The sequence below is a fragment of the Butyribacter sp. genome, assembly GCF_056818865.1.
The window spans coordinates 1-12,897 of the sequence record NZ_DBLYGC010000038.1; the positions used below are offsets into that span (position 1 = coordinate 1).

A 12,897-nucleotide genomic window follows, 5' to 3' on the forward strand; every position below is an offset into this window, starting at 1 on the left:
CATTGCACATCGCTTAAGCTCTTTCCACCACCCGCATAGCAGGTGGTTTATTTATTTGCTACATTCCATTTCTCCTCCAAGAGAAACTACATTTCGCAAATGAGGCCTCTAGGCCTATACAAAAAAAACCTCGGAACCGAAATTCCGAGGTATAACATATTTTCTTGAAACGCCATAAAACGCTTTGAATTGTAAATATTATCTCTTTGAGAACTGTGGTGCTCTACGAGCTTTCTTGAGACCGTATTTCTTACGTTCTTTCATACGTGGGTCACGAGTTAAGTAACCAGCTTTCTTAAGTGCTGGACGGAAGTCTCCGTCTACTGTAAGGAGAGCTCTTGAGATACCATGTCTGATAGCTCCAGCCTGTCCTGTAAATCCGCCACCACGTACTGTAATGATAGCGTCATATTTATCTGTTGTGTTTGTAGCCTCAAGTGGCTGACGAACGATAATTTTTAATGTTTCAAGACCAAAGTACTCATCAATGTCTCTTTTGTTGATTGTGATTTTACCTGTACCCGGTACTAAATATACTCTAGCAATACTGCTTTTTCTTCTACCTGTTCCATAAAATTTTGCGTTTGCCACTGTATTTTCCTCCTCTCAATTATGCTCTCTCTTTGATTTCTAATACTTCCGGCTTCTGAGCCTCATGTCCGTGCTCTGCACCAGCATATACATGAAGTTTTGTAAACATCTGACGACCAAGTGGTCCCTTTGGAAGCATTCCTTTTACTGCATGATCTATAACATACTCAGGTTTCTTAGCGAGCATTTCCTTGAGTGTTGTTTCTTTCATTCCACCAACATAATCTGAATGATTGTAGTAAATCTTCTGGTCAAGTTTCTTACCAGTTACTTTAATCTTATCAGCGTTGATAACGATAACATAATCACCTGTATCAATATGTGGTGTATAAGTAGGCTTATTCTTACCTCTTAATACATTTGCAACTTCTGTTGCAAGACGTCCTAATGTATGTCCTGTAGCATCAACTACATACCATTTTCTTTCAATTGTGGATGGGCTAGCCATATAACTCTTCATCCCAGTACCTCCTAACTTATTCACTTAGAATCTTATCTACTACATAAATTAAATATACTGCGCGTAGATGCTCTACCGGGGCTTTGGTTCAGCATGTCACACGCCACATTTCACTATTATACAATGTATTCATATAACTGTCAATCATTTTTTCACCAGAATTATTTTCGCTGTGGCCACTTTAACGCAGAGATTGATATAAACTTTGCTTTAGAACATGTGACAGCGAAATCTATTCTTTTTCTCTTCCATTTTTACATTCATTATTCTATAATTAAGAATATATTTATTATATAAGCAATTATAATTAATTAAAACGAGGTTTAATCATGAATGTATTTTATCAGACCGACCGTCTAATTTTAAATATACTGCAGCCTTCATGGGCTCCCACAGTTTTAAATTTTTATAAGAAAAATAAGGATGTCCTTGAACCTCTTGAGCCTGCAAGAAGTGACAGATTTTATACCGAATCATTTCAACGCGCAAATCTCTCTCTTGAATACAACAGCTTTTTCAAGAATAATTATATGCGTTACTGGATGTTCGATAAAAAAAATCCCGATTTTCCTATCGGGACTATTTGTTTCAGCAATTTTTTAAGAGGTGCCTTTAACAGCTGTATGATTGGATACAAGCTCGATAAAGACTATACTAAAAAAGGTTACATGACAGAAGCATTAAATTTTCTTCTTCACGAAGTCTGTTTTGACTATCCGCTTCACAGAATAGAAGCATATGTTATGCCTGACAACACAAGTTCTATACGCCTGCTAAACAAACTCGGTTTTAAACAGGAAGGTTATCTTCACGAATTTGCAAAAATAAACAATTCATGGGAAGACCACTTTTTGTACACCTACTTTAACGGATGAATCCAATATCCAAATGCCCCGCATACATCCTTGACATCACCTATCGGCTGAAAATAGATAAAACCATGCTGTCTGGCTATTTTCTCATCATACTCATTATAAATGCCCGGTGAACCTATTGCATATTGTACTTCTTTTTCATCTGTATTTATTTTTGCAAAAATAATATGTCTGTAACTGCAATATCCGTGAAGCAAAAAGGCATTATTGGCGAGCACCCACATTTTTATTGGAAGACATCCTATATCTTTAAGTTCTATACGCACACTTTTCTCAATTATTCCTGACACAAAAGGATACATTATCGGAAACGTACTAAGTATTCTCTCTCCAAAATCTTTTTCCCCCTCATCATACACGCTTGCCTTGATAATAACTTTTTCGGGGTCAAATTCTTCATCAGACTCCTTTTTAGAAACATCCTGCACAAAATCCACTGACTCAGCACTTTCATTGTTATCACTTTTAATTTTTTCAGTTTCAAAAGCCCCATTCACACTTCCGGCACTGTCATTTATATCTGCTACGTTACCGTTATGGACTTCAACATTATTATTCTCTGCTGTTTCACCTGAAAGACTGACAGTTCCATTCTCTTTGTTACTGTCCTTTTCAATTTTCTCACTGTTAAAAGCATCCTCTCTTGATTTGTCCGTTTTAAATATATTTTCCTTTTTTCCTGTCGGTGAAAAAATTTCCATCTCACCTAATTTTACCTCGTCTTTCACCCAGGAAGTTGCAAAAAACATTTCTTTACCGATATACACTATCAATCCATCAATATCATCAAATGAATACCCTGTCTGTTCAATATTTTCCCGGTTCAACATAAATCTGCTTACAAGATTTCCTGATTTTACCCCCATGTCAGAAACTTCTATACACTTTGCCCCACGCTCTTTTTGAATATAAAGATACACTTTTGGATATACTTCAAACGGTATCATACGCATCTGAACTGTAAAACGGCACTGCTTATCCATAAGTTCTATCCTTACAAATCCTGTATTTTGGCTTTTTGCACCATTTATGTATTTGTATAAATAAGAAACCATTCTTTTATATTGACTCATAACCTGCCTCCATCAATCAAATATTCCCAGTCACTGAAATCAGAGTCGGCTGTGACATCCACACTCCTTCTGCCACATGCCACAGCAATAGCTTTTGCAATAGATCACATTTATACGTATCACTGCAATCCTGCCAAGCCTTCAGATAACAATTCCTGCCAAAACATACATCGCCATCTATTTTTTGCCCCTTGCATCATGATATAAATATATGATGCACACACCGTTTTTATGACTTTTTAAGCTTTTTGACACCTAAAATTTAAAATGATATACTTTATCACATAGTTAGTTATTCAGGAACTTTATATCTAGAATAAAGCACACAGCACAGATATAAAGCGATACGACTTTACTTTCGTTCACATTCCTGACAACATCATAAACAAACAGATATGTGTGCAGAAATGAGGATTATTATGAGTGAAAATTGTAATCATGACTGTTCAAGCTGCGGTGAAGCATGCGCAAGCCGCGACCCAAAAAGTTTTATAGAAAAACCAAATCCAAAAAGCTCAATAAAAAAAGTAATTGGCGTCATCAGCGGAAAAGGCGGTGTTGGCAAATCAATGATTTCTTCAATGCTTGCCGCAAATTTCCAGAAAAAAGGCTACCATACGGCTGTCCTTGATGCCGACATTACCGGTCCTTCAATTCCTAAAGCATTTGGTATCACCGAGCGTGCAAGAGGTGACGAAAGTGGAATTTATCCGGTGTATTCAAAGACAGGTATCCAGACAATGTCAGTAAATCTTCTCCTTGATGATGCTACTGACCCTGTTATTTGGCGTGGTCCTGTTATTGCGGGTACTGTAAAACAGTTCTGGCAGGACGTAATATGGACTGATGTAGACTATATGTTTGTAGACATGCCTCCTGGAACCGGTGATGTAGCACTTACTGTATTCCAATCAATTCCCGTTGACGGAATCGTTATTGTGACATCTCCTCAGGAACTTGTCTCAATGATAGTTGCAAAAGCCGTAAAAATGGCACAGATGATGAATGTTCCTATTATCGGTATTATCGAAAATATGAGTTATGTAGAATGTCCTGATTGCGGCAAACACATAGAAGTATTCGGAAAAAGCCACCTTGCAGAAGTAGCTGCCGTGTACAAACTTCCTGTACTCGGTCAGATACCTATGACACCTGCTATAGCTGCCGCAAGTGATGCCGGTGATGTTGAAAGCCTTAATGTAAACTGGTTTGACCAGGCAATAGATGCTATTGTAAACGCAACAAAATAAATAAAAATGTCAGAGTCAAAACTAATCATTAATTTGACCCTGACATTTTTTATATTTACAATTTATACTGATGCTTATTTGCCCTATTTATTCCTGTGTTAAAATATTTATGCCGCCAATACCAATTTCCAATGAAAGTTTTGCTGCCTTAACAGCGTCTTCAAGAGTTTCTGCTGCTGCCAGGAAACCATTTGGATGACAAAATCTAAGTGTTTTTATACCACTTATCTTTCTAAGCTCATCTGCTTCCTTTCCGCACCATGATTTTGGAAAATCGCATATCAAAGTATTATCCTCAGTGCTCACCGGCACCCCCTGAATACTGTATCCACCTCTATTTGACGGATATACAACGTACTTGTAACCGCTGTCTATAACAACACTTTTCCACGGTACAAATTTTGATAATATAAGTATCTCACCATCACATTTTTCCATGTCAGCCTTGACAAGTTCGGCTGCCCTTAAAACCCCCGCAACCGCATTAAAGTGATTTACAAGAATAACTTTTGCAAATTCAACGGCTTTTTCAAAGCAACTGTCATAATCCGACTCCGAATCCCAGCCCGGGTTAAATTCAGAAATAATCTTTGCTATGTCATTGTCGCAGCCTGTATTATCTGATTCGTCAAGCGGCTGTATAAATTTCTCATCAAATCTTAGCGCCTCTTCCTCACCAATACACTGTGCTCCGAATTCTCTCCACAAAAGACCAAACGCTGCATAAGGGCAGCCGTTTTCCCTATATTCTTTGTCATCCTGATGATGGTCAAACTTTCCTCTTCCTATATCGTAAACTATTCCGTCAAAATCTTTTGGCACCTCAAACCCTCTTATAATTTGTATATCAGGTTTTATCATTTGAAGAAATGCTGTTGCAAAAACATCATCTGAATGAAATTTTGCACCATGAGTAAACGCACATGAAGGAAGTTCAACTTTCCCCTCAAATATTTTTTCATCCACACCAAAACTCATAAAAAAAACCTCCTTTACTTTTAAAACAGGCACCCTCAGAACACAAAAATTCATAGGGTGCCGTTTTTCATATCAATAACACATTTTCAATAATAACCGCTGTCTCATCCGGTTCAATCTACCTAAAACCGTATGATATATATACTATTTAGTATAGTTTATACTAAGCGAGTTCTTTATCAAGATTTTCTCTGATTGCCTTAATGAAGTCCTGACTGTTCAATACTGTCACATCTTCAAGTGTTGTGATAAGCGCAAGGTCTTTAGTCATCTTTCCTGACTCAATAGTTCCGAGTGTTGCTTTTTCAAGTTTGTCTGCAAATGTCATAAGTTCAGGAATATTGTCGAGTTCACCTCTCTTGCGAAGTGCTCCTGACCATGCAAATATTGTTGCAACTGAGTTTGTAGATGTCTCCTCACCTTTAAGATGTTTATAATAATGTCTCTGAACTGTTCCGTGAGCAGCCTCATACTCATAAACTCCTGTAGGTGATACAAGTACAGATGTCATCATGGCAAGTGAACCACACGCTGATGATACCATATCACTCATAACGTCACCGTCATAATTCTTACATGCCCAGATAAATCCGCCCTTTGCTTTCATAACACGGGCAACCGCATCATCAATAAGTGTATAGAAATATTCTATGCCGGCTACTTCAAATTTATCTTTGTACTCAGCTTCATAAATATCATTAAATATATCTTTGAAGTTGTGGTCATAAATCTTTGAAATTGTATCTTTTGTCGCAAACCATAAATCCTGTTTTGTATCAAGAGCATAATTGAAACATGCTTTTGCAAAACTTGTGATAGATTTGTCTGTATTATGTATTCCCTGAATGATTCCGGGACCTGTAAATTTCTGAATTGTCTTGCGGATTTCTTTTCCGTCCTCACCTGTAAATACAAGCTCTGCTTTTCCGGCTCCCGGAACTTTAATCTCTGTATTTTTATAAACATCACCGTATGCATGTCTTGCAAGTGTGATAGGCTTCTCCCAGTTCTTTACGCAAGGAACAATTCCCTTAACCTGAATAGGTGCACGGAATACTGTTCCATCAAGAGCAGCTCTGATAGTACCATTTGGTGACTTCCACATCTCTTTAAGATCGTACTCTGTCATTCTGGCAGCATTTGGTGTGATAGTTGCACATTTTACTGCAACACCATACTTTTTAGTAGCTTCTGCAGACTCTATTGTAACCTTGTCATCTGTCTCATTACGATGTTCAAGACCAAGATCATAATATTCTGTCTTTAAATCTATATATGGAAGTAAAAGCTCATCTTTGATAATCTTCCAAAGTATGCGTGTCATTTCATCCCCATCCATCTCTACAAGTGGAGTTGTCATTTTAATTTTGTCCATCATTAGCCCTCCGATTTCTGTCATTTATATCTGATACATTTACTGATACATTTAAATGCTCTGAATAATTGTATCACATTTTCCTACACTTGTCTATTTTCCACAAAATCAACTAAACATTTTTGTAAATTCCTACAATATTTCAATTCACGCATTGACTTTTTCATAAATGGCATTTACGATACATTTATCGCAGCCTTCCGGTAAGGAGGGGACTATGAACAAAAAATTCTTAAACCTGTTAACTCTTGCAGCTATTTTAATTTCTTGTATTCCATACAATGTAAAAGTAAACGCTGCATCAAACTACCCCATTATTTTACTTTCATGTTACCAAAAGACATTGAAAATAGGTGACTCTTTTTATCTTGCCGCTGTTTCTTCAAACGGCAGTATTCCGACATTTAAAAGTACAAGCAGTAAAATCGCTTCAGTCACATCATTAGGCGAAGTGACGGCAAAATCCCCCGGTACATGCAAAATAAATGTAAAGAATAAACGAACTGAGATAAGCTGTAAAATCACTGTGACAAAAACAAAAATAGTTTTATCTGAAAAATCAATTTCCATTGAACATAATGAATCGTTCAAGTTAAATGTCACAACCTCAACTAAAGGAGATATAACTTACAAAAGCAATAAGACAAGTGTTGCTGTTGTCGATGAAAACGGTACCGTCACAGGTTGCAAACCGGGCGATGCAATAATATCTGTCAAGGCAGATAGCACAACAGTCCAATGCAAAGTAAAAGTTAAAACTCCGACTGTCAAACTTAACCCTTCTTCATTAAGCATGTACAGAGGACAATCCGCAAAAATAACCGCTGAAGTTTCATCAAAAATAAATCCTGTGTGGAAATCAAACAGAACAAGTGTTGCAAATGTCGATGAAAACGGATATGTCACAGCACTGAAACACGGTACGGCACTTATAACGGCAACTGTAGACGGTATCAAAAAAATATGTGAAGTAACTGTAAAACCGCCTGTCATAAAATTAAGCAAAACATCCGTAACACTAAAACCGGGTGATGAAATAACTTTAGTTGCCAATGTAGCATCAGGCAACACTCCTAAATGGATTTCTAAAAAAACATCTGTTGCTGCTGTCAGCCAAAAAGGTATAATCAGAGCGAAAAAAGCCGGTACCGCCATCATTACTGTATCTGAAGATGGTGCCAAGGCAATCTGCACCGTAACCGTAAAACAAAAATAATAAACTTAACTTTCATTGCCATAAAACTTCATGAAACAAAAACAGTGATAATACAGTACACTGTTATCAACCAATACGTTGCTTTATAAAAAACTATATATCAGGAAGGCTGCGAACAAATATAAAAAACTTTGTATCTACTTCAATGATTTTATATCAATTTTTCCTGTATCCACATTATGTGGCATCTCTTTAAGAAGAATAATCTTCCTTGGCATCTCAAAATGTGCAAGTTTTTTCCTTATATATCTATATATCCCCTGCTCAAACTCTGCACATGTTTTTTCATTATTAAAAATACTTTCTCTTACGCCCTCTTTGACTGAAACATATGCGGTAAGTATATCCTTTTCTTTCTCCAAAACAACCGCCGCTTCACTTACATTGTCATATTCACATATAGCTGCCTCAATTTTCGCCTTTGAAACCTTTCTCCCCCTTATTCCTACTATATCATCGGAACGCCCCTCAAAATAAAGATTTCCGTCATCATCAAAATATCCTCTATCCTTTAGAGAAAACGGACATTTTACTCCATAAACATGGAAATCATTTGTAACATAAATCTCTCCGTCTTTAACACTCACATCGACCTTTGGAAATGGTTTTCCGATAAGATTTCTCTTTGTATTCATATTTTCATCGGTCACATACGAAATATAATTCAGTTCACTTGCACCATAATACAAAATGACTTTCGTATTCGGAAAAATTTTTTTTAATGCTTCGGCATCTTTTTTTCCAAGACTCTGCGAACCTGACAAAATCATTTTTATATTAACATTCTTCTCATTAAAACAGTCCGGTATGCACATTAGTTTTGACGGAATAAGATAAATAACATCCACATCCCAATGTTTTACAGCTTTTTCCCACCTTTTAGGATTAAACTTGTTTTCCACAATAGTAACTGCACCGGCAAAAAGCTGAGCCATAATAAGATTCAGGTTGCCGGTAAAAGCCAGGCTTCCCTGAACAAACATCCTGCTTTTTTCATTTATCCCAAATATTTCATTCTGAATAGGAAAAAAATCACACCAGCTCTCATAAGTTCTATAAAGAATTTTCGGTATTCCTGTCGTTCCCGATGTCATAACAGCCATGCAGACTTCATCCGGTATTTCTGTTATCTTGGGAAGTTCCGTTATGTCGTGCTGAACAATCATAGGTATAATTCCGATTTTATTACACGCAATAAACAATATCAACTGCTCAAGAAATGACCTGCTTTTTATTGTATATACTTTTTTCCCATTTTTTTTATCTTCACCGATTTTCTTCCATGTTCCGTTGTTGACTAAACCATACATTTTATCCTCATTTAATGACAAATTTGCAGAAACCTCATCGATTACCTGTATAAGTTCACCGTATGTATATGGTATTCCGTCTTCAACAATAGCAAGTTTCTCCGGTTCTTTTTCACATATCATTTTGTAATAATTCATAATAATCCTCATTTCACTTCATTACTGCCCTTCCCCTGACAATATCATATTTTAATTTTATTTCTTTCTATTTATTCTACATTCTCTATCAATATCGCACTTCCTACTCCCCCTGCTGCCGCCACAGCACAAACCGCATACTTACCGCTTTTTTCTTCAAGTGCTTTCAAAGCATGAAGCGTTATTATTCCCCCCGATGCACCATACGGATGACCATACGCAAGAGCACCTCCAAATATATTGTATTTCTCAATCTCATCAGGATATTTTCTTGCAAACAACTCATCTATTACGGCGAAAGCCTCATTACACTCATATATATCTATCTCACCGGGCAACATATCATTCTTTTTCAACAGCTTTTCTATGGCAGCTATGCATGATTTAGGACTCTGCCCCGGGTTGGTTCCCACCTCGGCTATGTCAACAAATTTTCCAATAGGTTTAAGTTTATTTTCCCTCAAATATCTCTCCGAACATAACACAAGAAAAGCTGCTCCATCATTTGTAAGACAGGCATTACCTGCCGTAATTATCTTTCCTTCTTTCAAAACTGCCGGCAGACGGTTTAATAGCTTCTCGCTCATTCTGTCTCTTATTCCCTCATCCCTGTTACATCCTTCAAGAATTTCCACGGTTATATCGCTAAGAACACCTCTTTCCCTTGCTTTTTTTGCAAGTTCGTGACTTCTTAAAACCCACCTGTTTAATTGTTCCCTTGTAATCTTTTCTGATACTGCGGTTCTTTCCGCACCTTCTAACATAGCCTGCTGCCTGTGTTCATCAGGAACAAACTTGGCAACTTTATACCAATCGTCCCCATATTTTTCATAGTCAGGATGATTCTCATTGTATGCTCTCTTAGGTGCAGTAGAACTGCTTTCAAATCCTCCCGCAATTATTATGTCTGCCTGTCCTGAATCTATCTTTGCCGCCGCAACTGCAATACTCTCCAAAGCCGAACCACATTGAAGGTCTATTGTAAATGCCGGTGTCCCGACACCAAAAACAGAAGATAATGACATTACTCTTGATATATTTCCTCCTGCACCGACACCATTCCCGGCTATTATGCAATCTGCCTTTTTTATCCCTGTTTTATCAGACAACGCATCAAGAACTTTTGCTCCCAGTTCTTCAGCAGATACATGACGATACATACTGTTTTCTATTCCTATATAACTTCTCAATCCATCTAATATATAAGCCATAATAAGTTAACCCTCTATTCTGAATTTTATCTTTTGTACCTTGTGTGCCAAACTGTTGACATTCTGCCTAATATTTTGTCTCAAACACCTTTACATATCCCGCATCTTTTTTGTCGGCATCACGCCATATCCACGCTTCCAGTCCGTCAGCTTTCCTGTAAATTTCAATCTTTTCCCCCTCAAAAACAGGCAGTATATATTTAATTTCACACGATAATACACTGTACAACTCTAATAACCCATCAAACATTAAAAGTCCCGGAACAACTGCATTTTCGGTTCTGTGAATCGGATTGCCGTCCCCGACATCACACACAAATTCCGTTATCTCATCTTTATTAAAGGAAATTGTATTATCCAAAAACATATTTTCATCAGAGAGATATTGCAAAAAATCTGCTTTGTTCTTTTTACCGCTTTCAGATGATGACGTATTAAATCTGTCATTGCTTTTGTTCATTATTCTGATTAGATAAACTTCAAAACTTACAATATTATCTTCAACAATAATCAATGCATAATTCTTTTTCTTCTTTTTTATCTGTACATTAATTTCATTACTGTTTACATTGCTATCCAATTCATCGGCAGTGACAGCCGCTTTTATCTCTACCTTTGCTATCACCCAATTTTCAAAACCGTCAGGCTTTGACAAAGCAGCAAAGTAATTTCTTATTCTTCCACAATTTTTATGCACGATAAACCTCATTTCTTTTTCTAAAAAACCTACTATAACAGTATATATTTGATTCGCCTTGTTTGTCAACCATATTCAAATAAAGGTTGACAACTCTTTTTTTTAAATATATACTTTCATTTGCAGTTAAAAATAATTGTATAAAACGGAGGATAAAAATGAACAATTCTATTACCAGAAACAAAAACATATTTGCAACTCAAAATCTCGTACTTATGGCACTTTTTGCCGCAGTACTCTGTGTATCTGCCTACATAAGCATACCACTTCCAAACGGTTCACATATCACGGCACTCAACTTTGTCGTAACATTGATTGGACTGGTTTTTGCACTTGAACAGTCATTCCTAATATCTCTTGTATGGCTTCTTCTCGGTGCTGTAGGTGTTCCTGTCTTTATAGGCGGTCAGGGCGGTATAGGTTATTTATTTGGCCAGTACGGCGGATACTCTTTCGCATTTGTTATTATTGCAATTCTCTTACCTATATTCTGCAAGCGCGAATATAACAGAATTTCATTTACCATAGCAGCAATTATATCGGCTGTATTTGTTGATGTTTTTGGTTCTATATGGATAATGATTATCGGCGGAATAAATTTAAAGGCGGCATTTATCGCAGGCTTCTTACCATTCATAGTGCTTGACACGATAAAAGCCATTGTTGCCGCCCAGATTGCACCTGTTTTCAGACGCATATTAAATAATGCAATAGACTAATTTTTGTTAGTACAGCCCTTGCACCCGGCACATCCTGTCGGGTGCGTTTTTGTCATATCAACAGAATAGTCATACATAGAAGACAATGAACATATTGTCTGAGAAGATATTCCCTCTCCGCTTCCTGTAAATCCAAGCCCCTCTTCTGTCGTTGCTTTGACATTGACCTGCTCTATATCAATTCCGAGTGTCTGTGCGATATTTTTACGCATTTCGTCTATATAATTTCTTAATTTCGGACGCTGAGCAATTACGGTAGCGTCTATATTTTCTATAATATAACATTTTTCATCGAGAAGTTTTCCGACTTCACTTAAAAGTTTAATACTTGAAATTCCCTTATATCTGTCATCCGTATCTGGAAAATGTTTTCCTATATCTCCAAGTGCCGCTGCGCCCAACAATGCATCCATAATGGCATGAAGTAAAACGTCCGCATCAGAATGTCCAAGCAGACCTTTCTCATAAGGAATTTTTACGCCGCCAAGTATCAAATCACGATTTTCAACTAATTTATGAACATCATATCCCATTCCAACTCTCATATTTTAACTCCTTTTATTAAAAACTATTTGCAGTTCACATCTTTTCCTGTTACACAAAAAATCCTCTGAAAATATTCAGAGGATTTGAAGTAGCGGGAGAGGGATTTGAACCCACGACACCACGGGTATGAACCGTGTGCTCTAGCCAACTGAGCTATCCCGCCATATTAAATTGTAGCAACTAAAAGTGTTGCAATGGGACCTACAGGGCTCGAACCTGTGACCCTCTGCTTGTAAGGCAGATGCTCTCCCAGCTGAGCTAAGATCCCTTTCGTTTGTCTCGCTTGTCTCACGCGACTTCTATACTATATCAAACAGATTTACATATGTCAACACTTTTTTTCAACTTTTTTATTTTCCAAAAATGAAATTTTAAATTCCACTGCCATATAGGGCGGTGGAATTCAGTCCTGCACAGTAGATATTTACTCTTTCATACATCAGTGTTATTGTAATAAT

Annotated in this window: 13 protein-coding genes and 2 tRNA genes; 4 read left to right on the forward strand and 11 right to left on the reverse strand. The window is 37.0% G+C overall.

The annotated features are described in order from the left end of the window. Positions 1-198 precede the first annotated feature (198 nt). Positions 199-591 (reverse strand): 30S ribosomal protein S9, encoded by a 393-nt coding sequence (gene rpsI, locus ACZLXV_RS12845; RefSeq protein ID WP_022015335.1) that lies wholly within the window; start codon positions 589-591, stop codon positions 199-201. Between the two features lie 19 nt (positions 592-610). Beyond that, complete coding sequence (gene rplM, locus ACZLXV_RS12850; protein ID WP_022015334.1) at positions 611-1,051, reverse strand: 50S ribosomal protein L13; 441 nt, start codon at positions 1,049-1,051, stop codon at positions 611-613. Between the two features lie 329 nt (positions 1,052-1,380). Here rplM and ACZLXV_RS12855 point away from each other — a divergent pair, with 329 nt between their 5' ends. Next, the gene (locus ACZLXV_RS12855) at positions 1,381-1,926 is read left to right on the forward strand and encodes a GNAT family N-acetyltransferase (protein ID WP_022225761.1); all 546 of its coding nucleotides are present in this window, start codon (positions 1,381-1,383) and stop codon (positions 1,924-1,926) included. Here the strand turns inward: ACZLXV_RS12855 and ACZLXV_RS12860 are convergent. Then, complete coding sequence (locus ACZLXV_RS12860; RefSeq protein ID WP_482383686.1) at positions 1,911-2,999, reverse strand: DUF6128 domain-containing protein; 1,089 nt, start codon at positions 2,997-2,999, stop codon at positions 1,911-1,913. The genes ACZLXV_RS12855 and ACZLXV_RS12860 overlap by 16 nt on opposite strands. Positions 3,000-3,418: 419 nt before the next feature. On the opposite strand from ACZLXV_RS12860, the gene ACZLXV_RS12865 reads away from it, so the two are divergent. After that, on the forward strand, positions 3,419-4,249 hold the full coding sequence (locus tag ACZLXV_RS12865; protein WP_482383687.1) for a P-loop NTPase: 831 nt from the start codon (positions 3,419-3,421) through the stop codon (positions 4,247-4,249). A gap of 87 nt (positions 4,250-4,336) precedes the next feature. Here the strand turns inward: ACZLXV_RS12865 and ACZLXV_RS12870 are convergent, their stop codons facing one another. Together ACZLXV_RS12870 and ACZLXV_RS12875 are read right to left on the reverse strand one after the other, a co-directional pair. Next, positions 4,337-5,227: an MYG1 family protein gene (locus ACZLXV_RS12870; protein WP_482383688.1), complete on the reverse strand. Its 891-nt coding sequence runs from the start codon at positions 5,225-5,227 to the stop codon at positions 4,337-4,339. Positions 5,228-5,390: 163 nt separating this feature from the next. Next, positions 5,391-6,602: an NADP-dependent isocitrate dehydrogenase gene (locus ACZLXV_RS12875; RefSeq protein WP_482383692.1), complete on the reverse strand. Its 1,212-nt coding sequence runs from the start codon at positions 6,600-6,602 to the stop codon at positions 5,391-5,393. A gap of 217 nt (positions 6,603-6,819) precedes the next feature. On the opposite strand from ACZLXV_RS12875, the gene ACZLXV_RS12880 reads away from it, so the two are divergent. Continuing rightward, positions 6,820-7,818 carry an Ig-like domain-containing protein gene (locus ACZLXV_RS12880; RefSeq protein WP_482383689.1) on the forward strand — a complete coding sequence of 333 codons (999 nt, stop codon included), beginning with the start codon at positions 6,820-6,822 and terminating at the stop codon, positions 7,816-7,818. A gap of 137 nt (positions 7,819-7,955) precedes the next feature. On the opposite strand, the gene ACZLXV_RS12885 is transcribed toward ACZLXV_RS12880, so the two are convergent. From ACZLXV_RS12885 to ACZLXV_RS12895, 3 genes are all read right to left on the reverse strand, one after another. After that, positions 7,956-9,266: an AMP-binding protein gene (locus ACZLXV_RS12885; protein WP_482383690.1), complete on the reverse strand. Its 1,311-nt coding sequence runs from the start codon at positions 9,264-9,266 to the stop codon at positions 7,956-7,958. Between the two features lie 71 nt (positions 9,267-9,337). Beyond that, the gene (locus ACZLXV_RS12890) at positions 9,338-10,477 is read right to left on the reverse strand and encodes a thiolase family protein (protein WP_022225754.1); all 1,140 of its coding nucleotides are present in this window, start codon (positions 10,475-10,477) and stop codon (positions 9,338-9,340) included. Between the two features lie 67 nt (positions 10,478-10,544). Beyond that, positions 10,545-11,174: a hypothetical protein gene (locus ACZLXV_RS12895; RefSeq protein ID WP_022225753.1), complete on the reverse strand. Its 630-nt coding sequence runs from the start codon at positions 11,172-11,174 to the stop codon at positions 10,545-10,547. A 158-nt stretch (positions 11,175-11,332) separates the two neighbouring features. Here ACZLXV_RS12895 and ACZLXV_RS12900 point away from each other — a divergent pair, with 158 nt between their 5' ends. Then, positions 11,333-11,893 (forward strand): biotin transporter BioY, encoded by a 561-nt coding sequence (locus tag ACZLXV_RS12900; RefSeq protein ID WP_022225752.1) that lies wholly within the window; start codon positions 11,333-11,335, stop codon positions 11,891-11,893. On the opposite strand, the gene ispF is transcribed toward ACZLXV_RS12900, so the two are convergent. The 3 genes from ispF to ACZLXV_RS12915 form a co-directional block, all read right to left on the reverse strand. Beyond that, positions 11,890-12,438 carry a 2-C-methyl-D-erythritol 2,4-cyclodiphosphate synthase gene (gene ispF / locus ACZLXV_RS12905; RefSeq protein ID WP_482383691.1) on the reverse strand — a complete coding sequence of 183 codons (549 nt, stop codon included), beginning with the start codon at positions 12,436-12,438 and terminating at the stop codon, positions 11,890-11,892. The two genes, ACZLXV_RS12900 and ispF, sit on opposite strands and share 4 nt — an antisense overlap. 90 nt (positions 12,439-12,528) lie before the next feature. Next, a tRNA-Met gene (locus tag ACZLXV_RS12910) sits at positions 12,529-12,602 on the reverse strand. A gap of 32 nt (positions 12,603-12,634) precedes the next feature. Next, positions 12,635-12,707 (reverse strand) — tRNA-Val (locus ACZLXV_RS12915). Positions 12,708-12,897: the final 190 nt, after the last annotated feature.